General features: G+C 65.4%; 22 protein-coding genes. 10 read left to right on the top strand and 12 right to left on the bottom strand.

The genetic code is table 11. The features are described from left to right. The first annotated feature begins 63 nt into the window (after positions 1-63). Together HWV23_RS00275 and HWV23_RS00270 are read left to right on the top strand one after the other, a co-directional pair. On the top strand, positions 64-1,092 hold the full coding sequence (locus tag HWV23_RS00275) for a hypothetical protein (RefSeq protein WP_178288373.1): 1,029 nt from the start codon (positions 64-66) through the stop codon (positions 1,090-1,092). A gap of 72 nt (positions 1,093-1,164) precedes the next feature. Then, positions 1,165-1,578: a G protein-coupled receptor family protein gene (locus tag HWV23_RS00270; protein WP_211693287.1), complete on the top strand. Its 414-nt coding sequence runs from the start codon at positions 1,165-1,167 to the stop codon at positions 1,576-1,578. A 36-nt stretch (positions 1,579-1,614) separates the two neighbouring features. On the opposite strand, the gene HWV23_RS00265 is transcribed toward HWV23_RS00270, so the two are convergent. Then, positions 1,615-2,625: a zinc-binding dehydrogenase gene (locus HWV23_RS00265; RefSeq protein ID WP_178288369.1), complete on the bottom strand. Its 1,011-nt coding sequence runs from the start codon at positions 2,623-2,625 to the stop codon at positions 1,615-1,617. Positions 2,626-2,878: 253 nt separating this feature from the next. Continuing rightward, positions 2,879-3,961, bottom strand: a complete 1,083-nt coding sequence (locus tag HWV23_RS00260) for a phosphotransferase family protein (protein ID WP_178288368.1) — start codon at positions 3,959-3,961, stop codon at positions 2,879-2,881. A 137-nt stretch (positions 3,962-4,098) separates the two neighbouring features. Between HWV23_RS00260 and HWV23_RS00255 the strand changes: the two genes are divergently transcribed. Further along, positions 4,099-5,313 (top strand): acyl-CoA dehydrogenase family protein, encoded by a 1,215-nt coding sequence (locus tag HWV23_RS00255; RefSeq protein ID WP_178288366.1) that lies wholly within the window; start codon positions 4,099-4,101, stop codon positions 5,311-5,313. Between the two features lie 286 nt (positions 5,314-5,599). Here the strand turns inward: HWV23_RS00255 and ilvD are convergent, their stop codons facing one another. Further along, positions 5,600-7,357 (bottom strand): dihydroxy-acid dehydratase, encoded by a 1,758-nt coding sequence (gene ilvD, locus HWV23_RS00250; protein ID WP_178288364.1) that lies wholly within the window; start codon positions 7,355-7,357, stop codon positions 5,600-5,602. 150 nt (positions 7,358-7,507) lie between these two features. On the opposite strand from ilvD, the gene HWV23_RS00245 reads away from it, so the two are divergent. The 6 genes from HWV23_RS00245 to gatE all read left to right on the top strand — a co-directional run bounded on the left by HWV23_RS00245 (position 7,508) and on the right by gatE (position 13,038). Beyond that, complete coding sequence (locus HWV23_RS00245) at positions 7,508-8,485, top strand: beta-ribofuranosylaminobenzene 5'-phosphate synthase family protein (RefSeq protein WP_178288362.1); 978 nt, start codon at positions 7,508-7,510, stop codon at positions 8,483-8,485. 33 nt (positions 8,486-8,518) lie between these two features. Then, a complete protein-coding gene (locus HWV23_RS00240) occupies positions 8,519-9,355 on the top strand; it encodes an RAD55 family ATPase (protein WP_178288360.1) in 837 nt (278 codons plus the stop codon). A 56-nt stretch (positions 9,356-9,411) separates the two neighbouring features. Further along, positions 9,412-10,233: a zinc ribbon domain-containing protein gene (locus HWV23_RS00235; RefSeq protein WP_178288358.1), complete on the top strand. Its 822-nt coding sequence runs from the start codon at positions 9,412-9,414 to the stop codon at positions 10,231-10,233. After that, a complete protein-coding gene (locus tag HWV23_RS00230; protein WP_178288356.1) occupies positions 10,226-10,693 on the top strand; it encodes a DUF8135 domain-containing protein in 468 nt (155 codons plus the stop codon). The genes HWV23_RS00235 and HWV23_RS00230 overlap by 8 nt, the downstream gene beginning before the upstream one ends. 38 nt (positions 10,694-10,731) lie before the next feature. Then, positions 10,732-11,055 (top strand): transcription factor S, encoded by a 324-nt coding sequence (locus HWV23_RS00225; protein ID WP_178288354.1) that lies wholly within the window; start codon positions 10,732-10,734, stop codon positions 11,053-11,055. Between the two features lie 129 nt (positions 11,056-11,184). Next, positions 11,185-13,038 (top strand): Glu-tRNA(Gln) amidotransferase subunit GatE, encoded by a 1,854-nt coding sequence (gatE, locus tag HWV23_RS00220; protein WP_178288352.1) that lies wholly within the window; start codon positions 11,185-11,187, stop codon positions 13,036-13,038. 55 nt (positions 13,039-13,093) lie between these two features. On the opposite strand, the gene HWV23_RS00215 is transcribed toward gatE, so the two are convergent. From HWV23_RS00215 to HWV23_RS00190, 6 genes are all read right to left on the bottom strand, one after another. After that, positions 13,094-14,119 (bottom strand): NAD(P)/FAD-dependent oxidoreductase, encoded by a 1,026-nt coding sequence (locus tag HWV23_RS00215; protein WP_178288350.1) that lies wholly within the window; start codon positions 14,117-14,119, stop codon positions 13,094-13,096. 39 nt (positions 14,120-14,158) lie between these two features. Beyond that, entirely contained in the window at positions 14,159-14,836 is a 678-nt protein-coding gene (locus tag HWV23_RS00210) for an MBL fold metallo-hydrolase (protein ID WP_178288348.1), read from the bottom strand. A 276-nt stretch (positions 14,837-15,112) separates the two neighbouring features. Next, positions 15,113-16,771, bottom strand: a complete 1,659-nt coding sequence (locus HWV23_RS00205) for a tRNA uridine(34) 5-carboxymethylaminomethyl modification radical SAM/GNAT enzyme Elp3 (protein ID WP_178288346.1) — start codon at positions 16,769-16,771, stop codon at positions 15,113-15,115. A gap of 42 nt (positions 16,772-16,813) precedes the next feature. After that, positions 16,814-17,707, bottom strand: coding sequence for a hypothetical protein (locus tag HWV23_RS00200; protein ID WP_178288344.1), 894 nt, complete (start codon positions 17,705-17,707; stop codon positions 16,814-16,816). A gap of 57 nt (positions 17,708-17,764) precedes the next feature. Next, positions 17,765-19,963, bottom strand: a complete 2,199-nt coding sequence (locus HWV23_RS00195) for an OB-fold nucleic acid binding domain-containing protein (RefSeq protein WP_178288342.1) — start codon at positions 19,961-19,963, stop codon at positions 17,765-17,767. A gap of 42 nt (positions 19,964-20,005) precedes the next feature. Next, positions 20,006-20,641: a YIP1 family protein gene (locus HWV23_RS00190; protein WP_178288340.1), complete on the bottom strand. Its 636-nt coding sequence runs from the start codon at positions 20,639-20,641 to the stop codon at positions 20,006-20,008. 81 nt (positions 20,642-20,722) lie between these two features. On the opposite strand from HWV23_RS00190, the gene HWV23_RS00185 reads away from it, so the two are divergent. After that, complete coding sequence (locus HWV23_RS00185) at positions 20,723-21,598, top strand: hypothetical protein (protein ID WP_178288338.1); 876 nt, start codon at positions 20,723-20,725, stop codon at positions 21,596-21,598. Here the strand turns inward: HWV23_RS00185 and HWV23_RS00180 are convergent. From HWV23_RS00180 to HWV23_RS00170, 3 genes are all read right to left on the bottom strand, one after another. Continuing rightward, complete coding sequence (locus HWV23_RS00180; protein WP_178288336.1) at positions 21,595-22,176, bottom strand: NADPH-dependent FMN reductase; 582 nt, start codon at positions 22,174-22,176, stop codon at positions 21,595-21,597. The genes HWV23_RS00185 and HWV23_RS00180 overlap by 4 nt on opposite strands. 142 nt (positions 22,177-22,318) lie before the next feature. After that, positions 22,319-23,902: an AMP-binding protein gene (locus HWV23_RS00175; protein ID WP_178288334.1), complete on the bottom strand. Its 1,584-nt coding sequence runs from the start codon at positions 23,900-23,902 to the stop codon at positions 22,319-22,321. Further along, positions 23,903-24,409: an acetone carboxylase subunit gamma gene (locus HWV23_RS00170; protein ID WP_178288333.1), complete on the bottom strand. Its 507-nt coding sequence runs from the start codon at positions 24,407-24,409 to the stop codon at positions 23,903-23,905. It lies immediately after the preceding gene. Positions 24,410-24,413: the final 4 nt, after the last annotated feature.

Below are 24,413 nucleotides of genomic sequence, written 5' to 3'. Positions count from 1 at the left end.
TAACTAAACCGCTCGTTTGTCCCTCCTGAAGGCATTTACCGGACGCTTCCCACAGATGGGCGTATGCCCTCCCGCACGACTCGACGACGCTTTCTGACGGGCCTTGCGGCCACGGGAACGGCCGCGCTTGCGGGGTGTTCGCTCCTCGGGTCGACACGACACACGCTCAAAAGCGACCCCGAGGGCGGCGCCGACCCCGTCGAACTGTTCACGTGGCGGCCGGCCTCGAACGCGTTCCACTACGACGAATCGGACGCCGAGGCGCTGGCCGAGGAGTTGCGCGAAACCGGCAGCGTCGCGTCCGTCGAGATTCCGCTGGTCGAAGAACGACCCAGCGGTGAAGACGGCTATCGGCCCGCCTACACCGAGGTCGATGGAACCTATCAGCGGGTCCGCGTCGAGGCCGAACCAGTCACCCTCGAACGGTGGGTCGTCTGGATGGAACCACTGGACGAACTGCCCGCCGACGTTGATTACACGACTACACCGCAGGAGGGTCGTTCCGAACTCGATGCGCGAATCCTCGACCGGGCCATCAGCGAGGCCGTCCTCGCGGAAATAGAGGACGAAAGCCAGGCCGACAAACCCGCCTACCGTCGCGGCGTGGTCTTCTTCGGACCCCTGTCGCCCGAGGACAGCGAGTTGGTCCCCGACCCACCGTTCGAGTACGCGCGCATCGAACCCGACAACGAGTTCGGCCCCGCGGAACTCGCCTTGCGGCTCCACGTCGAACGGGAGGCCGTGGAGACGACCCGATACACCCACAGTCTCGAAGCCGTCGCCGAGAGTCGCGAGTCGTTCGTCGAACACGTCGGGGCCGAACACGTCGTCGCATCGTTTACCTCGGAGTCGCTTCCCGAGGAGGAAGCGTCGATTCTCGACGAATCGACCGCGATAACCGGCTACCACGAGAACCCGCCGCCCTCCGACGCCTTCGCGTCGCTCCAATCGTCGCTGTCGGTCGCCGAGGTAGAGATGCCGGAGGGAAGGGAGGTAGCGAGTTGGCTCCGGTTCTACGAGCGCGACGGCGACTACTACGAGGCGCGGTTCCGTATCAGCAGCACGTCGAAAATCGACGTCGAAATCGGCTAGTCGCCACCCGCGGCGTCGATACGCGCGCCGAACTCACCCGAAGAGTTACTGGCCGGTCGGACGAGGTGGTCGATGGATATGTCCAACCACCCCTCCGAAAGCGTCCTCGCGCCCGAGCGCCTCGGGCAAGCAGCGTTCGTCCTGATGGTTCCCGTGTTCGCGTATCTCGGTTACGTCCTCTTCGATGACCTCCTGTTCGGCGGCTTGATCGGCCTCCTCGTCGGCAGCGGGACCTTCCTGTATCTGCCGTACTTCATCTATCGGGAAGCCGTCCAGCAGGGCAACGCGACCGACGTCGACGGCGATCACACTCGCCGCGCGGCGGTCGGGATCGGCCTCGCGAGCGGCGGCATGGTCGCCATCGCGATGCGGTTCGTCTTCGAGGGCGCCTACGTTCTGCCCTTCGCCGTCGCGATAATCTATACGCTCGTCATCTACGTGCCGCTGGATTACGCCCTGCCGTCGGTCGATACGGCCGAACGATAGGCCATCGAAACCGCCACAACTCGGCGGGTCAGGAAATTACGGTTCCACGACCAGTTTTCCGAAGGCGTCCCGCTCTATCATGTCGTCGAACGCCTGTCCGGTCTCCGACAGGTCGTACGTGTCGCCGACCGGCGGGTCGAAGGCTTCCTCGCCGAGCAACTCGACGAGCGTCTCCAGTTCGGGTTGGGTCCCCATCGTCGACCCGACGATTTCCTGATGCTTGAGGAAGAAGGGCGCGACCTTGAACGAGGAGCCACCGCCGGCAGTCCGGCCGCAAATCACCATCGTACCGGCCCGTTTCATGGCTTCGAGGCCGGCCTGTGTGAACTCGCCACCGAGATGATTGATGACAGCGTCGGGGTCGCCGATGGTTCGCACCTCGTGGACGAGTTCGTCGGGGTCGGCCGACTGGACGGTATAGTCACACCCGAACTCTTCGAGACGGGCGAGTTTCCGCTGCGACGTCGAGGTGCCGATGGATTCGGCACCCAGAACGTCGGCCAGTTGGACGGCCGCGACGCCGACGCCACCCGTCGCGCCGGGGATGAAAACGAGGTCCGTCGGCCCGACATCGGCAACCTTGAGCATGCGCCAAGCGGTGAGATAGGCCGTCGGAAGCGCGGCCGCCTCCCGGAAGCCAACGTTGTCGGGGAGTTGGATGAGACGGCTCGCATCGACCAGCGCTTGTTCGGCCAGCGCGCCGTGGTAGAGCATGAACTGCTTGCAGTGGGTTTCGGGGCCTTCCCGGCAGAACTCGCAGGTGCCGCAGGTCTGGTTCGGGCAGAGGACGACCCGGTCGCCCTCCGAGACGGCGGCCCGGTCGCCGGCCTCACGGACGACGCCGGCAGCGTCCAACCCGGAGACGAAGGGAAGTGCCCCCTCGGTGACCATCGCCGAGTCACCCTGTAGAATCCAGAGGTCGTGACGGTTCAGCGAGCAGGCTTCGACGTCGATGACGGCCTCCTCGGGGGCCGGTTCGGGGTCGGGTCGTTCCTGTATCTCGACATTATCGCCGTCGCCGAAATCGGTGAAGGCTGCGACGCGCATAGCATCGACTGTGTCGGAGTCTGCAAATAGGTTTGGCAACCGGTGACGAGAAGGGGAGGAAAGCAATGAAGGCATCCGCCGAGTGGGGCGTCCGTAGGTCGCCCCCGAGGCGGTTCGCGGCGCCGACCAGAGGGAGGCGCCGTAGCCCGCGCGGACTGGAGGCGGCCGAAGGCCGCCAAAAGGAGCACGCGCGCATATTTTCACCACGTTTTTGCCGGGCCGGCGAAGCCGACCCGTGTAAAAAGTGGGGTTTCTAGAGTTCCATCTCCCCGTCGATAATCATTCGCGCGCGCTCCGCGAGCGCGGGGACGCCGTCCCGCATCTTGGGGTACATCGGGTCGTCGGAGTTGCCCTCCAGATAGCGGCGGAAGAACATCTCGCCGAGGCCAGCGAGTTTGTAGACGGCGAGCACCCAGTAGAACTTCCAGTTGTCGAACTCGAAGCCGGTCTTGCGCTCGTAGCGGTCGATCAGCTCGCGGCGGGTCGGATACCCCTCGCGGGTCATGAACTCCGTCGCCAGCGACGGCGTGGGGGGCTCGGGGTCCTTCGCCTCGCTCCAGTAGGAGAGCATCCAGCCGAGGTCGGTGAAGGGGTCGCCGAGCGTCGACATCTCCCAGTCGAAGATGGCGGCGATTTCCGGCTCGTCGGAGGGGCCGAACATGACGTTGTCGAGTTTGTAGTCGCCGTGAACGAGCGTGTTCGGGTACTCGTCGTCTTCGGGGACATTGTCGTAGAGCCAGTTCATCACGTCGTAGAGTTGTTCAACCTCGCGTTCCTCGGCAGTGACCTCGAAGGCCCACGTTAGCTGCTCGGACCAGCGGCGGACCTGTCGTTCGGTGAATTCCGGTGGGTAGCCGAAGTCGCCCTCTTCGAGGCCGACAGCCTCGTAATCGACGTTGTGAATTTCGACCAGTCGGTCGACCATCTCGTAGCCGATTTGCTCGCGTGCCTCGGGGTTGGCAAAGCGGTCGGGTTCGTTGTCGCGGAGGACGTCGCCCTCCTCTTTTTCCATCGCGTAGAAGTCCGACCCGAGGATATCGTGGTCGTCACACGCGAGGACGGTCCGCGGGACGCGAACGTCGGTCTCCTGAAGGGCGTCGACGACGCGATACTCCCGGAGGACGTCGTGGGCGTTTTCCGCGATATCGCCCGGCGGCGGCCGCCGGATGACCAGTTCCAGGTCGCCCCACGTGACGAAGAGCGTCTCGTTGGAGTGGCCCTCCTGGTGGTGTTCGACCTCGTAGTCGTCGACAGAGCCGAGTTCGTCTTCCAGATACGACGCGAGGGATTCCTCATCAACGATGCGCTCGAAGTACTCGGAACTCGTGTCGGTCATGGCGTGACACGCCCCGAATCTGCTAACATTGTAAGAGTTTTTGGGACACCACCGCCCATATAACTGCCGCTATATCTCGGATTTCGGATATAAACGGCGCCGGTCCTTTTACAATGTTGTACCCTAAACGGCACTCCATGGAGTACCACGACTCCGAGCAAGCAACGGAACTCGCAGCGCGCGCCCGGGAGTTCGTCGACGACGTCGTCATCCCGACGGAGCGCGAACATCTCGGCGACGGCCCGGTCGGTGAGGACGTCATCGAAGAACTCCGCGAGGAGGCCCGCGAACGGAACGTCTATTGCCCGCAAATAGACGAGGCACACGGCGGCATGGGCATGGACCTCAGTGATGTCCTGCCCCTCTTCGAGGAGGCCGGCCGTTCGCTTCTCGGCGCCGCCGCGATGCGCGTCGACGCACCCGACGAGGGGAACATGCACACCCTCGAACTCGTCGGCACCGAGGAACAGAAAGAGGAATGGCTCGAACCGCTCGTCGAAGGCGAAATCCGGTCGGCCTTCGGCATGACCGAACCCCGAGACGGTGCCGGTTCGGACCCCAAGATGCTCAAAACGACCGCCCGGAAGGAGGGCGACGAATACGTCATCAACGGCCACAAGTGGTGGACCACACAGGGATCCCACGCCGACGTCATCCTCCTGATGGCCGTCACCGACCAGGACGTCCACCCCTACAAGGGCGCTTCCATCATCCTCGTCCCCACCGACGCCGACGGCGTCGAGATGGTTCGGGACATCCCCCACCTCGGCCCGGACCTCGACGGCCACGGCCACGCAGAGTTCCGGTTCAACGACGTGCGCGTGCCCGAAGAGAACCTCCTCGGCCAGGAGAACACCGGCTTCGCCATCGCCCAGCAGCGTCTCGGTCCCGCCCGACTGACCCACTGTATGCGCTTCTCGGGGATGGCACGCCGCGCGCTCACCATCGCGAAGGCGTACATGAAGGAACGGGAGGCCTTCGGTACCGACCTCGCCCAGAAGCAGTCGCTCCGCTACGACATCGCGGACAAGGAGACCGAACTCCACGCCGCGCGGACGATGGTCCGCCACGCTGCCGAGGAAATCGCTCGCGGCGAGCAGGCGCGCGTGCCCGTCTCCATGTCCAAAGTCTTCACCGCCAACGTCTGTCAGGAAGCCATCGACCTCGCCATCCAGTGTACCGGCGGCTCCGGCATCTCCCGGGACCTCCCGCTGGCGGACTTCTACGAGGGCGTCCGCGCCTTCCGTATCGTCGACGGGGCCGACGAGGTCCACCAGCGCGTCATCGCCCGTGACGCCTTCGACGGCGCCGAGGAGCACACCGACGAGTTGGAGAACCTTCCCACATTCTAAGCCACTTTTTGCACGCTCCGGCGGTTCGGCGCGTTGCGCGCCGAACCCGCCTCCGCGGCAAAAACGTGGTGAAAATATGCGCGCGTACTCCTTCCGCGCGGCCTGACGGCCGCGCTCCAGTCCGTGCGCGCTACGGCGCCTCCCTGCGGTCGGCGCCGCGAACCGCCTCGGGGGCCTTCTTTGAAGGCCCCTCGGCGGATGCTTTCTTTTATATACCTCCTAATAAGCGATAGCTCGTTCACCGCCGCACCGTCTAACCTATAAAAGACGTTCCGGGACTCTCGATTCAGTCGTCGCGCTTGACGCCGGGGTTCGTGACCGCACCGTTGGCGGCCGATCCGAACGTCTGACCGTACTTCGCGAGGACGCCGTTCGTGTAGTTGGGTTCGGGCGGTTCCCAATCTTCGAGGCGCGTTTCGAGTTCCTCGTCGGTCAGGTCGACCGAGATGGTCCGTTCGGGGATGTCGACGGTGATGTGGTCGCCGTCTTCGAGTGCAGCGATGGGACCACCGACGTAGGCCTCGGGGGCGACGTGGCCGATCATCGGGCCACGGGTACCGCCGGAGAAGCGGCCGTCAGTCAGGAGCGCGACGTCGTCCTCGTGGCCAGCGCCGACGACGGCGGCGGTGACGCCGAGCATCTCGCGCATGCCGGGGCCGCCCTGCGGGCCCTCGTTGCGGATGATGATGACGTCGCCCGATTCGATGTGGCCCTCCTGAACGTACTTCATGGCCTTCTCCTCGTTTTCGAAGATTCGGGCGGGGCCCTCGTGGTAGAATTCGTCCTGACCGGTCGCCTTGAGGACGGCGCCCTCGGGGGCGAGGTTGCCCTTGAGGATTTTGATGGCACCTTCGGGGAACTTCGGTTCGTCGATGGTGTAGAGGAACTCGGCGTCGATGTCCTCGTCGTCGGGAAGCGCGCCGGTATCCTCCAGCAGTTCGAGTTCCTCCTCGATGGTGCGGCCGGTGACGGTCATCTGGTCGCCGTGGAAGAGACCCGCCTCCATCAGTCGGCGGATGACGACCGGGACGCCGCCGATTTCGTGGAGGTCGCTCATGACGTGGGACCCGCCGGGGGCGAGGTCCGCGATTTTGGGCGTCCGACGCGAGATTTCGTCGAAGTCCTCGATATCGAGGTCGACGCCGGCCTCGGCGGCCAGCGCGAGCAGGTGGAGGACGGCGTTCGTGGAGCCACCGATGGCCGTCTGGAGCGCGATGGCGTTCTCGAAGGATTTCCGGGTGAGGATGTCCGAGGGGCGGCGGTCCTCCTGGATACATTCGAGGACGAGTTCGCCGGCGCGCTCGGCGATTTCGTAGCGTTCGTCGAACTCGGCGGGCGCGGAGGCCGACCCGAGCGGTGCGAGGCCGAGCGCCTCCGAGATGGAGGCCATCGTGTTGGCGGTGTACATCCCACCGCAGGAGCCCGCACCGGGACAGGCCTGCCGTTCGAGGTCGTCGAGTTCCTCGCCGGAGATGTCGCCTTCGGCGTAGGCGCCGACGCCCTCGAAGACGTTGACGATGGTGACGTCCCGGCCCTCGTGTTGGCCGGGGAGGATGGAGCCACCGTAGAGGAACACGGAGGGAAGGTCCGTCCGAATGGCGGCCATCATCATTCCGGGGAGGTTCTTGTCACAGCCGGCGACGGTGACGAGGGCGTCCATGCGCTCGCCGAAGGAGACCAGTTCGACGGAGTCGGCGATGACCTCCCGGGAGATGAGGGAGGCCTTCATTCCCTCAGTCCCCATCGAGATGGCGTCGGAGATGGTGATGGTGCCGAACTCGATGGGCATACCGCCGGCGTCGTCGACGCCGTCGAGGGCGGACTGGGCGACGTCGTCGAGGTGGACGTTACACGGCGTGATGTCGGCGGCGGGGTTGGCGATGCCGACAAGCGGGGAAGCGAGGTCCTCGTCGTCGAAGCCCATCGCGCGGAACATGGCGCGGTGCGGCGCGCGCTCGGCACCCTCCGTCACCTCGCGGCTCCGGAGGTCCTCTGGTTTGTCGTAGTCGCCCGGCTCGCGGTCGGGCGTGTCCTGTTGACTCATACGAACCCCTTGCCGTCGACGGACTTAACGACCCGCATACTGGTCAGTATTTGCTGGGGGTGACCGAACATGTCCGCCCCGAGTTTTTGAGGGGCACCGACCCCTGCCGCTGTCGAAACCCCCTTTTAAGAGAGTACCCAAGGGCCGACCATGTGCGCCCGCGTCGAGGCCGGCGCTCGCCTCCATTTCGGGTTCCAGAACCTCTCGCTCGCCCACGAACGCCTCTACGGCGGCGTCGGGGCGACGCTCGACGAGCCACGCGTGGTGCTGGAGGCCGACCCCGCCGAGTCGGTGGTCTGTGCGGACGGCCTCGTCGCGGAATACGCCGAACGGGCCTGTGAGTTGCTGGAGGTCACCGGCGCTCACGTTCGCGTCGAGGAGACGCTGCCGCGACACGTCGGCCTCGGCAGCGGCACCCAACTCGCCTTGGCGACGCTCGCGGTCGTCGCCGCCGCCCACGACAGGGAACCGAACGTCCGCGAACGAGCGCCGCAGTTGGGCCGCGGCGGCCGAAGCGGCGTCGGCGTTGCGACCTTCGAGGCCGGCGGGTTCGTCGTCGATGCCGGCCATCCGACCGAGCGCTTTACGACGGCCCCACCGGAGCGCGGCGAGTGGGCGGTTCCGGCCGTCGTCGCCCGCCACGACCTGCCCGATTCGTGGCGGTTCGTCCTCGTGTTGCCCGACGCGGAACCGGGCCGCAGCGGCGAAAGCGAAGACGAGAGTATGCGCGCCGTCGTCGAGAACGCCGACCCCTCCGTGGCCGACGACGTGGCGACGCTTTTGGTGCGCCGCCTGCTGCCGGCCGTCGCCGAGGGACGCCTCGAGGCGTTCGGCGATTCGGTCGGCGCGCTTGGTCGACTCAACGGCGCGTGGTACGCCGACGAGCAGGGCGGCGTCTACCGGCCGCCCGCTGGCCGCCTTATCGACGCGCTGGCCGACCGGCCGTCGGTCCGCGGCGTCGGCCAGTCCTCGTGGGGACCGGCCGTCTACGGCGTGACCGACGCGTCGCTGGCGGATACCGCCCGGTCGGTCGCAGAGGAGGCACTGACCGAGGCCGGCGTCGATGGCAACGTGCGGGTCGTCGCCCCGCGGAACGAGGGCGCGCGAATAACCCGGCAAAACAGCTGAACCATTTAAGGTTCCGGCCTCGAAGGTTGGCACATGGATCGAACCCCGTTCGGTATCCAGCGTCTGGATACGACTATCGGCGGCGGCGCCCCGCCCGGTAGTGTCGTGCTTCTGTCCGGTGAAGCAGGCGCTGGTGCCCGGGAATTCATGTACACCAGTGCAGTCATGAACGCGCTCGCGAAGACGGACCCGGACCTCTTCGACCTCTATTACGGCGGTATCAGTCCCGAAGCCGCGCCCCCCGACGAGGTACACTACGTCTCCTTTACCGCCGAGGAACGGCAGGTACGCCGGGAGATGGTGCGGGCGATGGACGAGGAAATCATCGATTCGGCCATCGAGAACGTCGAGTTCCACGACCTCTCGCCGGAGTTCTTCCGGCTGAGCCCGGTCCCTCGCGAGTGGTACTCCGCGCGGACGGCCAACATCTCGGAACTCGGCGAGACCCAGGACCGGAAGGGCGTTCCCGAGGCCCTCGGCGAACAGCTATCGGAACACGCGCCCGGCAACCTCGTCGTCATCGACTCGCTGGCCGACCTCATCAGTTCGGCCGCCAGCGACCTCCCGTGGGGCGATATCCCCGTCCTCCTGAAGGGTCTCTCGCGGGCCGCCTACGAGTGGGGCGGACTCATTCTCGCACACGTCACTCAGGAGACCCTCAACGAGGTTCGCCACGGCCAACTGGTCGACTCCGCGGACGGCACGCTCATGTTCGAGTGGGAAAGCGGCGGTTCCTCCCGGGCCCGAACGATGGTCGTCAAGCAGTTCCGTGGCGTCCTCTCGCGAATCGAAGACGAGAACATCGTCCGGTTCGAGACGGAGATCGGCGACGCCGGCTTCGATATCAGCGACGTCCGGAAGATTCGGTAGGTTCGAGCGCCGAGAGGGCCGAACCCTTAACTTATCGTCGCCAGTAGAGGCGGGCAATGGTTACGGAGTCGGCCGATGGGTCCGAGTTGGCCGTGACGCTGCCCACGCCGCTCGACGAATGGCTCGATGAGCGGGCGGCCGCCCTCGATGTCGACCGCGAGGAAGTCCTCGTACAACTGCTGAGCGCCTATCGAGCGGCGGCGGACCTGAACGACGAGAGCGTCTCGGGGGTCGTCGATGACGGTGAACTGGACGAACGCCTTCTCGAAGAAATCGACCGCCGCGTGCAGGAAGCCGAATCGAGCGACGACGTCGACGAACTGGAGGCTCGCGTCGCGGCGCTGGAGACCGAACTGGAAGAGGACATCGAGGACATCCGCAGCCGGGTTCTGCAGGTCCGTGATGCCGTCAAGGAACGGGCGCCGAAGGACCACTCCCATGCGGAACTGCGGCGTCTCTCCGAGCGCGTCGACGGCCTCACGGAAACCCTCGAAGACGTCGGGACCGACGTCACGGGGACTACCAACGCCGTCGACGACATCGACGACCGGCTTTCCGACGTCGAATCAAAGCTCGACCGACTGGCACGGGTCGTCGTCGCACTCCGCAAACGGAGCGACGCGCGCACATCCGAACGGAAAGAGGAACTCGACCACATCAAACGGCAGGCGAACAAGCATGGGGTCACCGACGCTCGGTGTGCCGCCTGTGGCGAGGCCGTCCGTATCAGCCTGCTCACCGAACCCGCCTGTCCACATTGCGGGACCGAGGCCCGCGATATCGAACCGCCGGGGTCGCTGCTCGGCCGGACCCTCGATATCGGCACGGCGAAACTGACCGGCGTCGAAACGCCGGCCCTGGAGACCGACGATGAGTGACGATAACACGGAGACCGATTCCAGCACGGACGCCGACGTAGCGCGCGATGAAGACGCCGCTCTCGATGGTGACCCCTTCGACGACCTCGGCGACGTCGAGGCCGAGGATATCGACGACCCCTTCGAGGAGGTCGATATCGAAGAAATCGACGAGGACGACGTCTGGGAGGAGATTACCGGAGAGACGGACGATACCGACGTCGAGACGGTGGGCGAAGCCGAAATTAGTACCGGAGAGTCGGCGCTGGCCGCGGAGGCGGCCGCCGACGAGAACGAGGCCATCGTCCGGAAGAGCAGTTACTGCCAGAAATGCGAGTTCTTCGCGGACCCGCCGGAGGTGGCCTGTACGAACGAGGGGACCGAAATCGTCGAACTCGTCGACTCCGACCGGTTCCGGGTTCGGAACTGTCCCGTCGTCAAACAGCGTCGCGGGACGGCCGAGGACGTCCTCGAGGAGTAGTCCGCAGGCTTTTGCCCGCCGCCGCCATAGCCTCACTCATGCAGTTTTGCGAGGAATGTGGCTCTATGATGCACGCCGAGGACGACGAGATGGTCTGTTCGTCCTGCGGCGCCCGTGAGCCGAAGGACACGGCGAAAGCCGAGGAGTTCGTCTCGACGGAAGCCCAGTCGGAAGACGACGTCATCGAATCCTCCGAGGATGCCGACTTCGAGGGGAAGCCAACCGCCGACGACGTCACCTGTGACGAATGCGGCCACGGCGAAGCGTGGTACACCATCAAACAGACCGGCTCCGCCGACGAACCGCCGACGCGCTTTTTCAAGTGTAAGGAGTGCGGAAACCGGTGGCGCGGATACAGCTAACTGGATACCGACCACTATCTCGCCCTCAGTAGGGTGCTCCGCGCGGCTATCGAGAACGGCGAGTTCGAGTGAGGCTGCCCGTCCGGCATATGGTGTCTTTTTTGGCGTTGCCCGCCGGACCGACTCGTAATGAGCTACGATTACGACGAGCTTGGGCTCGTCGCCGGTCTGGAAATCCACCAGCAACTCGATACGGCGACGAAGCTCTTCTGTAACTGCCCGACAGAGCGCCGGGAACCCGAGGAATCGGTACGCTCCTTTACCCGCTATCTTCACCCGACGAAATCGGAACTCGGCGAACTCGACGAGGCCGCGCTCGAGGAGAGTCGCGTCGACCGCGAGTTCGAATACCTCGCCTTCGATACCACCTGCCTCGTCGAGGAGGACGACGAACCGCCCCACCGCCTCGACAGCGAGGCGCTGGATACGGCGATGGAAATCGCCGCCCTGCTGGACTGCGAGGTCGTCGACCAGGCCCACGTCATGCGGAAAATCGTCGTCGACGGCTCGAACACCTCGGGGTTCCAGCGCTCGTCGCTCATCGCCACCGACGGCGAAATCGAAACCGACGACGGTCCGGTCGGTATCGCCGATATGCTCCTCGAAGAGGAATCCGCCGCCCGAATCGAGGAACACGAACAGGGCGTCACCTACGGGCTGGACCGCCTCGGCATCCCGCTTGTCGAAATCGGTACCAAACCCGACATCCGCTCGCCCGAGCAGGCACGGGAGGCCGCCGAGCGCATCGGGATGCTCCTGCGGTCGACCGGCAAGGTCAAGCGTGGCCTCGGCACCATCCGTCAGGACGTCAACGTCTCCATCGCGGAGGGCGCCCGCGTCGAGATGAAGGGCGTCCAGAGCCTCGACGACATCGACGACCTCGTCGAAAACGAGGTCGGCCGACAGGTCGAGTTGCTAGATATTGCCGAGGAACTGCAGGAGAAGGACGCCGCCGTCGCGGAGCCACAGGACGTCAGCGACGTCTTCGCTGACACCGATAGCGGCGTCATTTCGGGCGCCGAGAAGGTCACCGCCGTCCGCCTCGAAGGCTTCGATGGCCTCGTCGGCCGCGAAATCCAGCCCGACCGACGCCTCGGAACCGAGTTCTCCGACCACGCCAAGCGCCACGGCGCCGGCGGCATCTTCCATACGGACGAACTGCCGGCCTACGGCGTCACCGAAGACGAGGTCGAGGCCCTCCGTGAGGCAGTCGACGCCGACGACGAAGACGCCGTCGCGCTCGTTGCGGCCGACGCCGAGGTCGCCGAACAGGCCATCGAGGCCGTCGCCGACCGCGCCGAAGTCGCCATCGAGGAGGTCCCCGAGGAGACCCGCGGTGCCAACGAGGACGGCACTTCACAGTATCTCCGCCCGCTACCGGGCGCCGCACGGATGTACCCCGAGACCGACGTCCCGCCGGTCGAACCCGACCTGACGGACGTGGAACCGCCGGAACTGCTGACCGAGAAGGTCCAGCGGTATCAGGACGACCTCGGCCTCGGCGAAAGCCTCGCCGAACAGGTCGCCTACGGCAGGTTTATGACCACCTTCGAGGAGGCCGTCGACCGGGGCATCGACCCGACGACGGCGGCGGGGATGCTCGAATCGACGCTGACCGAACTCCGGCGTGACGACGTGCCCGTCGGGAACCTGACCGAAGACCATCTGCTTTCGGTGCTGGAACTCGTCGAGGACGGCGACCTTCCCAACGAGGGCATCAATCCCGTCCTGACCGTGCTGGCCGAAGAGCCGGAATTGACCGCCGAGGAAGCTATCGAGGAGGCCGGCCTCGGCGGCGTCTCCCGCGAGGACGTCCGCGAAGTCGTCGTCGAGGTCGTCTCCCGGAACGAAGAGCAGATCGAAGCAGAGGGCATGGGCGCCTTCTCGGGCCTGATGGGCGAGTGTATGGGCGAACTCCGCGGAAAGGCCGACGGCGAAGTCGTCTCGGAACTCCTGCGTGAGGAAATCGGCAAGCGGACGTAGGCTCTCACTTTTCGCATGCCCCGTTGGCCGGCACCGTCGGCCCAGAATACCGCCGCTACTCCGTCGGTATCCGCTCGCCGACATCCAACCCGTTTTCGAGCGCGAGATGCACGCGGCCGTCGCCGACGACCCAGTCGCCGGCGAAATAGAGGCCGTCGTCCTCGCTCTTCCGTAGCAGGTCGGCGTCGACGCTCTCGTTCGGCAGCGCGTAGCGCCACCGCTGGGTATCGGTCCAGTCTGGGTCGGCGAGACGCTCGTCATCGAGGAGGTCCGCGACCAGAGACGCCGCGTCGTCGATGGCGGCGGATTTCGGGTCGCCGAACCGGTCGACCGTCCAGTCGGGCGACATCTGGACGACGAGCAGTGATTCGCCGTCCGGCACATGGCCGTCTTTCAGTTCCTCCCGGGAGAGCCAGCCGATAGCGTGCCCGCGGTCGGTGTTGACAAGCCCGTACCACGAGGTCTCGATTTCGAACGGATAGCCGAGGATAACCGAGTAGATGGAACGATAGGACACCGATTCGAGGGCGGCCTCTAGTTCGACGAGTAGCGAGTCGGCCCATTCGGTCGCCGCGAGGATATCGGCGGTCTGCGGTGCCGGCGGCGTCAACACGACGGCGTCGTAGGTGCCCAAGTCCCCGCCGTCCTCGTCGAGAACCCACCACTTGCCGCCGTTGTGGGAGAGTCGGCCGACACGGGTTTCGAGGCGGACCGTCGCTTCAGTCTCCGCGAAGAGGCGCTTTGCGATTTGCGTGATGCCCTCCTCGTAGGTCCACTTGTGGTCGTCGCGGTCGTCGCCTTCGGTTATCGTTCCGGATTCGTCGAACGTCCAGACCGGTTCCTCGATATCGACCAGACCGTCCGTTGGGAGGCCTTCGGTGATGATTTCGTCGACGCGGTCGCGACCCGACTTGACGTAGTTGGCGCCGTGGTCGTACCGACGGTCGTCGTTGCGGCGCGTCGCCGCTCGCCCACAGACGCCGCGGGATTTCTCGAAGACCGTCACGGTCGCGTCGGTGTCCCGCAGGGCATAACAGACGCCCGCGCCCGCCGGACCGGCCCCAACGACAGCGATATCCATGGCGGCGATTGGGAAGCCACTGCCAAAAATACAACCGAGTCAGAGGTCGGCGGCAAGTTCGCGGAGGACTGCGTCTGCGTCGGGCGAGACGGGCCGTCCGTGGCCGACGCAGGCGTGGTCGAAGGATTCCTCGGCAACGCGGGCGATGCTGTCGGCGATGGTGTCGGTATCGTAGGAATCGAGCCACGGCGGAGCGACGAAGCCGCCGTCGGATTCCCAGACGAGGTCGCCAAGGAATGCCGCCCCGCTTGCCTCGTGGAGATAGACGGTGTGTCCGGGATTGTGGCCGGGGGTGTGAATCGCCCGGAAACCACCGACTGTATCGCCGTCGTCGACCGGATGGAGGTCGACGCTCGAAAGCGAGAAGATTCGACGAGTAAGGCGGTGGAACGCGCCCTTGTGGTGGCGCCATGGTGGTGACCACTCGCGGCGCACGAGGCCGGCGTCCTCGCTGCCGAGGTAGACGGGAGCGTTCGAACGAATTCGTCCCAACCCGCCGACGTGGTCGATGTCGTAGTGAGTGAGTAGTACGCGGTCCAAGGCGTCGGGAGCGTAGCCGACATCAGAGAGTTCGCGAGAGAGGGAGCGACGGGGAATCGGTAGGCCGGCATCTACCAGCGTCACTTCGCCGTCGTCGACGAGATAGGCGTTGGAACCGATAGGCTCAGGCCAGCTGATATCGAGCAGATATACCCCATCCGCCACCGCGCGTGCCATTACGGGTACGTTCGGACCGCATCCATTTCAACGCCCCGCGTGGGCCTGGTTCGGTCAGGACAAAGGCGGTATGGAACGACCGCGTTTAACTCAGCATTCCGCCGAGTTCGAAGACGACCTCCAGCACGTAGTCGAGTTTGCTTCGCTCGCCGTTATCTTCGTCATCCTCGGCGTTCTCGCCATGCTCCGGCATCGTACGATTGCACTACCGAGGTAGTCTTGAAAAATCTATGGAGCGGTTCGTCGCGAGAGATATCGAGCGATACGCCCGGACGGTCAGTCCAGCCGCGTCGAGACGTACGGGCCGTCCTGATAGTAGCCCAGTTTCTCGCGGTAGTACTCCCGGACGCCGATGCCAGAGATGACCGACAGTTTCTCGAAGCCGGCGTCGGTGGCCATGTGTTCGGCCTTCTCCAGCAGCTTTCGGCCGTAGCCCTTGTGCTGGTGGTCGTCGCCACCCTGTTGCCCCACGCCCACCTCGTTGCCGTAGACGTGGAGTTCCCGGATGAGCGCGGCGTTGTCGAGTTCGCGCCGGACGGGGTCGTTCGGGAACCGGAGCCGACAGAAGCCGACCAGCAGGTCCTTCTCGAAGTCCTCGAAGGAGATGAAGTGTTCCGTCCCGCCGGCAGCCTCGTAGGTCATGACGTCCATTTCGACGTTCTCGGGGTCCTCGTCGTTCATGCCGACCTCGCGACAGCGGATGCAGTCGCACGTCCAGCCGTGTTCGTCCATCCGCTTGCGGGCCAACTGCCGGAGGTTGGACTTCCAGACGCCGGCGTCGATGAAGTCCGCCGGAATGTCACGCTGGACGCGCTGGAGGCGCGTGTACCGCGGAATCATCGACTTGATTTCGGCGATGAGATCGGCGGCCTCCTCGTTCTGGAGCGGCTGGTACTCGTCGCGACGCCACATGTCGTAGGTGATTGTATCGCGGACGACGAGCGTGGGATAGATTTTGAGGTAGTCGGGCCGCCAATCGGAGTTCTCGAAGATTTCCCGGAAGTCCTGCAGGCACATCTCCTTGGTCATCCCCGGTTGGCCGGGCATCATGTGGAAGCCGACCTTGAACGCGGAATCCCGGAGTCGGCGGTTGGCGTCGAGGCTGGCCTGGACGCCGTGGCCCCGGTGCATCTCGCGGTTGACCCGCTCGTAGGTCGTCTGGACGCCGACCTCGACTTTCGTCCCACCGAGGTCGAGCATCCGGTCGATTTGCTCGGGGTCACACCAGTCGGGCTTGGTCTCGAAGGTGGTGCCGATGTTCCGGATTTCGTTGGTCTCGTTTTCGGCGATGACGTCTTCGAGATACTGGAACTCGGTTTCCTCGGGGTCGGGCTTGAACGATTCCGACTCGCTCGGGTTCGGCTCCGAATCGAGGTCGTAGTCGTTCATCGCTTCGAGGGCGCGCTTGACGAACCATTCCTGGTAGTCGTGGGAACGCGCGGTCATCGTCCCGCCCATCAGGATGAGTTCGACCTTGTCGACGGGGTGGCCGATTTCCCGCAGTTGGTGGAGCCGAAGGGTGACCTGCCCGTAGGGGTCGTAGTCGTTCTGGACGCCGCGGGCCGCCGCGGGTTCCTCGCCCGTATAGCTCTGCGAGGAGTCGAACTCCGAGGCGGGGCCGCCGGGACAGTAGAGGCACTTCCCGTGCGGGCACATGTGCGGCGAGGTCATGATGGCGACGGGCGAGACGCCCGAGGCCGTCCGAACGGGTTTCCGCTGGAGGACCGACTGCAGTTCCTCGCGCTTGTCGTCGGGTGCGAAATCCAGCAGTTCGGTGTTTTTCGGCACCTTCGGCGAGGAGAATTCCCGGCAGGCCTCCATCTTCGCGGATTCGAGGTCGTCGCGCTCGATGTCGCCCGCGATGATGTCCTCGACCAGCGACTCACAGACCTGCTGGAAGGCCTCGGTTTCGGCCGGGTCAGTGTCGGTACTCATTCGCTATCGGGACAAGGAGACGAAACGGTAAGTGGCTAGCGGTTACGACTCCGCGACCCGGACGCGGAAGGTGCGACCGGCGACGCGGAGCGGGTCACCCAACTCGACGTCGACGTCCCGGACCGTCGTGATGCCGATGTCCTCGGCGGCCACCGCTGCCGATGCCGTCCGCAGACGGACCTCCGGTGCATCGTCCAGATACGGGATCGAGTCCCGGAAAATCGGTATCGCGCCGACCGCCTCGGGGACGAGTTCGACCGGGTCCGACGCCTCGGTGCGCTCGAAGACGAGTTCGGAGTCGGCGTCGCTGAAAGCCACCCGAGCGACGCCGTCCTCGATCGTCGCCGGCCGCGCCGGGTCGAACTCGAAGGTGGTATCGGCTACCTCGAAGAGCGCGCCGACCGGCGGCTGGTCCTCCGAGGTTTGCTGGAACCGCGCCGTCTCCACGCGGGCGTACAGCCCCGGCCCGAGCGTCGCGAGGCTGAACACGCTCTCGATACGGTGGGCGCGCGCCCACGCGTCGCCGGGGTCGACCGGATTGATGCCTGAACGACCGATTTGCGGCGAGCGTATCTCTAGCCACCGATGGCCGGTGTATTTGAACATGCGCCAGTCGATACTGACGAACAGCGGCTCCGAGCCATGATTGCGGACGAGCATCTGGCCCGTCGGTGCCGCCGGCGTGAACACCTCTCTAGTGGGTCGCAGGAGGACCTGCTGTGGCGACTCCGTATCGATGCGGTGGAACATGCGTACGCCGTCCGGCACGGGCGTCGACTCGTCGAACCGCGAGTCAGCGACGGCCATCCCCGCGGACGATTCCTCCGATTCGGGAATCGGCACCGGCGTCACCGTCTCGGTCACCTCCCGGTTCCGACTGTTACAGCCGGCAGCGGCCGCAGCGACCCCGGTGAGGAAGGCGCGACGAGAGACCACGCTATGGAGTATTGACGCTGGTGGCTTCAAGCTACCGCGGAAAAGCAGGCGGGACGGTTACGCGGAGGCGGTGACGACCTGTTCGGCGACCGAATCGACGACCGCATCGAGGACGGCGTCGCGTTCGCCCGCGAGGAACTCGATTTTGGGGCGTCGGGCGCCGGGGTCCGACACGCCGGCGTCCGGCGCTTCGAGTTGGAGCGACGCGACGACCGCATCGAGGTCGAGGTCGGTGTCGGTGCGGACGTGGAGTTCGTCCTTGCCGGCGCCGATGACGACGTCGGCCTCGTGGCGACGGTCGAGTTCGTCCAGCAGGAGGCGCGTCGGCGGGAAGTCGTAGGTGTGGGTGTAGGCCTCCGTATCCAGAACGGCGACCGAGACGCCGTCGACGTCGCGTTCGTCGAGGTTCGGCGTCGCGGTATCGAGTTCGGAGTCGAGTTTGGTGCGGAACTGCTCGGAAACCTGCTCTGCGAGGCCCGTCCGCTTCTCGAACAGCAGGTCGACGATGAGTTCGCGCTTGTCCTCGTAGGACTGGTAGAACGCCTTCAGCGCGATTGCCTCGCGGAGTTTCTGGGCGTCCTCGACATCCACGTCGGCCTCGGCGGCGAGGTCGACATAGGTCTCGGGCGCGTCCTCCCAGAAACTGACTGCCGGCAGGTGCCGGAGGTCCTCGCGAACGTCGTCGTTCGTCGCGGCGGCGACGTTGGCGGCGACGGTCGCAGCGGTGCGGCCGTCCGCGGTGACGAGTGTGTCGATTTCGTCGACGACGGCGTCGTCAGCCGGCTGGCCGTCGAGGACGACGCGCGGCGCGCCGTAGATGTCCAGCAGTTCGAGGCCGTCGAGGGAGGCTTCCGTCGAGCCGGCGGCGGCGAAGACGAAAAGCGGGAGTTTCTCGTCGTGCTGCTCGCGGTCGCTCAGCATGCGGGTGGCGTCCTTCGTCGCGTCGTTCATGTCGTAGACGCCGTCCTCCAGGGGTCGGCGGTCGAAGTAGTGGTAGACCGCGTCGGCGGAGGCGTGCTGGTCTTCGACCAGCGGCAGGACGGCCCGCTCGATGGCGGCGCCGGCGACGTAGCCATCGGTCGTCGCATCGTGGCGGATGACGACCGGGCGGGACTCGAGGACGGCACGGCGAATCGCGGTGGCGGCCGCGCTCACGTCGTCCGCGAGGGCTTCGAGCGCGTCGTCGTCACCGAGGAGTTCGGTCGTCTCGGGGCTGGCGCGGTCGTCCAGCGCTTCGTCCATCCGCGTTTCGACGGTATCGCGGGCGTCGTCGGTGAGTTCGACGAGGGACTCGGTTTCGACCTGAATCTCGTCGCGGCGGAGGCGAACCTCGCCGTCGAGTCGGACGATGTCGTCGGCCTCGATGTCGGGGTAGGCGCGGACGCCGGCTTCCTCGAAGGCCGCACAGTCGACGACGCCGGTCTCGTCGCGGACCTCGAAGACCGTCGGGCCGGAGGTCTGGCGCGCGGAGACGATTTCGCCCTCCAGTCGGACGACGTCGCCGACGTGGTCGCGGAGGGAGTCGACTTCGACGCGGTCGATGTCGGGTTCGGCTTCAGTTGCTTCCTCGTCGGCTTCCGTTTCTTCGAACTCTTCCGTTTCTTCGGCTTCCTCAGCCTCTGTTTCGGCCGCTTCTTCGACGGCTTCCGGTTCTTCTTCGGTCTCCGGCTCGTCCGTCACGACGGCGTCGGAGAGTTCTTCGTCGCTCGGCGTACCGCCGGACTGCTCGTCGGCGGCGTCCGGTTCTTCCTCGGGTTCCGCTTCTTCGGGTTCGTCGCTTACGTCCTCGGGCTCGGCTTCTTCGGGAACGTTGCCGCCGGTCTGCTCGTCAGCTGTCGGCTCCGGCTCGGCCGCTTTTCCCTCTTCGTCCTCCTCGGCTTCGTCGAGGAGGTAATCGCCGTCCGGGGCGTCGACGAGAACGCCGCGGAACTCCCGCTCGGACTGCCGAATCGACCAGCCGAGGTCGATGTCGCCGTTGTCGCGGACGTTGTTGACCTGCACGAAGACTTCCTCGCCCGGCTCCCAGTCGAGGCTCTCCAGGCGGCGGTCGAGCTTGCTCCGGTGGAGCAGGCCAGTGACGTTGCCGATGTTGACGAAGACGCCGAAGTCGGCGTAGCCGTCGACGGTCCCGCGGTAGTAGCGGTCGGCGGTCAGTTGTGAGGGTTCGTCTCCTTCGAAGTCGAAAACGACGTCCTCCTGATGGACATCACAGACGGGGCCATCCGTGGAGGTGCCGCAGATGATACAGTTACCCATTACTGAAAACCTACAGTCCGGGCTTAAAACGGTTGTCGGAATCTATCCGGTGGCTGTCGCGGGCGTGACGGTCACTTCAGTGACGGCCTCGAAGGCCGAAATCCCGCCGAAGGCGAAGCCGAAGACGAATACCGCCGGGACGAGACCGGCCACGATAGCACGCGGCAGAGACGTCTCGTGAACGACGGAAAAGCCGATGGTTAGCAGAACAAAGCCGTAGAACACGGCGACGAGTTGGACGGCGGGAATCGGCACTGCGGCAAACACCGCGGGTGCCGTCGCGTAGGCGATAATTTGTACCGTCTCGCTGACGCCCGCACGGGCGTCGACGACCGGCAGCAGCGACAGCGTGCCGAGCGCCGCCGCGAGGTGCAACGCCAGCGGTGCGACCAGAAAACAGGCCGCACTCAGGACGATGGCGCCGCTCAGATAGACGCTCCCGGTCGCCGCCGCGATGCGTTCGTATCCCGACACGCCCGCGGGCGTGAGTGCCATCTGACTGCCGACGTAGACGAACGTGACTGCGATGGCGAAGGCCAGCCCCGGCGCCTGGTCGCCCGGCGCGACGCCGTTGCGGAAGAACCGCCGTGGTCGGACCAACACCTCACCCCACGCTCGAAGCAACCCCCGCGGCCCGCGCTCGCGGCCACCCTGCGGGTTCTCGACCCATTGAGTCACGGCTGCGGCTTCGAGTTCCGGCGGTATGAGCGTTCCGAGGCACTGCGAGAGTTTTTAAACCCGCCTCCGGATAGGGCGAACATGGCCCTCCGTCGACGCCGCTTGCTCGAACTGTGTGGAACGGCTGCCGCCGTCGGCCTCGCCGGCTGTCTCGGCGACTCGATGCCGGGCGAGGACGACCCGACGCACGAAAACGTCAGTGATGGAACCGTCGACTATCCCGGCATGGTCGACGGCGGCGCATCCGTCACGGCCGACCGGTACGTCACCATCGAATACGACGACCCCGAGACGTCGTTCATCCTGCAACCGATTTACGAGGGCGAGGAGGCCTCCGACGACCAGTTCCGCGTCCAGCGGGACCTCTCGGGCGAGACGATGGCCGGCTTCATCGCCCCCGTTCACACGGGTGAGGCCTTCGAATACCACGTCTTCGCCAACGAGGCCTTCGTCGAGTTCGCCGACTGGAACGTCGTCACCGGTACCGGCCAGAACCTCACCGACGGCGAGAACCCCGGCTTCGAACGCCTGCAGGGCCCCGTCTACGGGATGGTGCTGTCGCCCGGTGAGGCCGAACTCCTCGCTATCGTCGACACCACGGCGGAGGAACTCCAGAGCAGGGACGGGCCCAGTCCGACCGGGCTCGCGATTATCAGAGGCGCCAGCGGGGGCCAGCCCGAACAGTCGGTACCGCAGATTTCCTTCGGCTTCGAGTACGACGCAACGGCCGAACAACTCACGGTGACCCACGAGGGCGGGGATAGCGTGGACGCTTCCCGACTCGAATTCCAGAGTGACGCGGACATCACCGTCGACGACGACTTCGAAGGCACCGTCGCCGCCGGCGACGCCGCAACGCTCACGGCGCCCTCCGATGCGGAAGTACGAATCATCTGGACGAGCGCGGAGGGCGACACCTCGGCTACGCTCGCGGCGTGGAAAGGCTCCGACGCCTAATCGTCGGCGCCGAAGTTCTGCTGGGCCTCTATCGTCCGCGGGTCCGGTTCGATGTTCGCGTATTCGACCATCCGACGGCCGAGCGTGTCGATACGCCCGCGAACGTCCTCGTCGACTAACTCGCCGTCCTCGAAGGCGTTGCGAACGCGCGGCACCGCGACCTGATGGGGAACGACCCACGCGTTCAGCGCCCGACAGACGCCACGCAACTGGTCCAGCGTCGTCGTCGGGAACGACCCGCCGGCCACACAGAGCAGGCCGACCGTCGTGTTCTCGAACTCGTCGAACCCGCAGTAGTCCAGGGCGTTCTTCAGCGCCGAGGAAAACGAGCCGTGATAGACGGGCGTCCCGAGGATTATCGCATCGGCCGCGTACACCCGCTCGCGGAGTTCGTCGGCATCGCCCGCCGTGTCGTCGTCCGCGTCGAAGACCGGCAACTCGAAGCCTCGCAGGTCTATCAGGTCCGTCTCGACGCGGTCGAAGTCGTTCGCCGCCGCCAGCGCCTCCTCGCAGGCGGAGCGCGTGTAACTCCGCTCGCGAAGGCTCCCGACTATCGCGGCGACACGAATCTCGTTCATGCCTCCGCTACGCCGCTAGTTTATAAGAAAACTCGGTACTCGCTCGTGGCGGACTGTGATGGAGCCGCCATGTCGAAGACACGTTCACGCGCGAATCCAGAAAGGAGTGTCGGACGGGGGTCGCCCCCAGATTCACGCTCGGTTAGCCGATTTCTCGGGCCGTGTCTTCCCAGTAGGGTTCCCGAAGCGCCTTCTTGTCCATCTTCCCGTAGGGCGTCTTCGGAATCTCGTCGATGAACTCGACGCGTTTCGGTCGTTTGTAGTCGGCCAACCGGTCGTCGGCGAACTTCCTGATTTCTGCGTCCGTCAGGTCGGTGCCGTCGTGCGGTACGACGACGGCCGTCACCAGTTCACCCCACTCGTCGTCCGGCGTCCCGATGACCGCGACCTGCTGGATATCCGGGTGTTCGTCCAGCACCTCCTCGACTTCCGTCGAGTAGACGTTCATACCGCCGGTGATAATCATGTTACTGGCCCGGTCCAGCAGGTAAACGTAGCCGTCCTCGTCGATACGGCCGATATCACCGGTTCGGACCCAGCCGTCGACCAGCGTCTCCGCGGTCTTCTCGGGGCGCTCGAAGTACTCGGTCATCGCGTAGGGCGCGGTCGCGAGTATCTCGCCTTCCTCGCCGGGCGCTACGGGGTCGCTGGTCTCGGGGTCCACGATTCTGACGTCGGACATGAGACACGGTTGTCCGGCCGAGGAAAGCCGGTGTTCGTCGCCGTTCTCGATGGCGAGTCGATGTTCGGCCTTGCCGAGCGTCGTGATGACGTTGGGGACCTCCGTCTGCCCGTAGAACTGCAGGAATACCGGACCGAACACGTCCAGTCCCTCACGGAGTCGGGCCGGTGTCATCGGTGCGGCACCGTACGTGAGCGTCGACAGCGAGTCGGTCTCGGTCGACTGGAGGTCCTCGTGGTCGAGGAGCCGATAAATCATCGTCGGGACCATGAACGTCCACGTCACGTCGTGGGTCTCGATACTCTCCAGGGCGCGTGTGGGCTCGAAGCCGTCGTGAATGATGGCACTCGCACCGCTCAACAGCCCCGCCCACAGGAAGGCGCCGGCCGAATGCGGGAGCGGCGTCATGAGCAACATCGTATCGTCGCCCGTAATTCCGACCTCGATGATGTGTGAGTACATGGCCATCGCCAACCCCTCCTGGGTGTGGATGACCCCCTTCGGGTCGCCGGTCGTCCCGCCGGTGTAGTAGTGGCCGGCGACGGCATCGGGGGACGGCGTGACGTCCGGCGGCGTGTCAGCACGCCCGTCGAGGTCGGCAAACGACTCGAAGTTCTCCGGCAGCGGTTGGCCATCGTCGATGGCGATGACCGTCTCGAGTGCGTCGAGTGCCCCGTACAAGTCGTCGACGGTATCGACGAACGCCGGCCCGCAGACGACCGTTTCGACGCCCGCATCGTCGAGGATGTACTCGAACTCCTCGGGCGTCAACATGTCGTTGAGCGGGATCTTGGCCGCGCCGGCTTTCACGAGCGCGAGGTCGGCGATGACGTATTCGAGGCAGTTCGAGGTCAGGAGACCGACCCGGTCTTCGGGGTCGACACCCAGCCGTGCCAGTTCCCTGGCGACGGCGTTGGCACGCTCGTCTAACTCGCCGTACGTGACCTCCGTACCGTCGACACGTACCGCGACGCGGTCCGCGTAGCGTCTGAGGCTCGTCTCGAACAGGGATTTAACCGAGCGTGCGTTCGTAGGCGGTGTCATCTATCTTCGGTCCGGCGGCGTCGTTTCGAGCCACTCCTCGTAGAACGCGTCGATGTCCGGTTCGAACTTCTCGAGGATCGGATAGCCGGTCGGGACGGCCTCGACCTCGACGAGCTGGTAACAGCCGGGACAGAAGAACTCCCGAAGCTGGAAACCCCAGTCGGGATGGGGCGACTGCTGTTCAGTGTACAGCTCCTCGAACTGGTCTGGGTCCTCCCGAACCCGCACCTCGGTGTGGAGCTTCCAGTTCTCGTCGGTCGAGCAGAGTTCGTGGCCGCACTCGGCCTTGACGAGCCGGCCGTCGTCGCTGCCGACGACGAAGAGGTGGTCGTTGAGCGGGACGAGGATCGGTTCGTCCCAGTCGACGCGCTCCTCGAGTACCTCCCTGACGACTTCGAACCGGTTCGACGCCTTCGGGTCGGGAAGCACGTCGTTCCGGAGTTCTTCCCACGAGAGGGTTCCGTCGATCAGGTTCCGGATGGTCTCCTTGTCGTTTTTCGTCGACATCGTA

Source organism: Natronomonas halophila, assembly GCF_013391085.1.
Lineage (GTDB): Archaea > Halobacteriota > Halobacteria > Halobacteriales > Haloarculaceae > Natronomonas > Natronomonas halophila.
The sequence above is the reverse complement of the archived record's forward strand: the minus strand, read 5'-3'. Positions and strand labels throughout refer to the sequence as shown.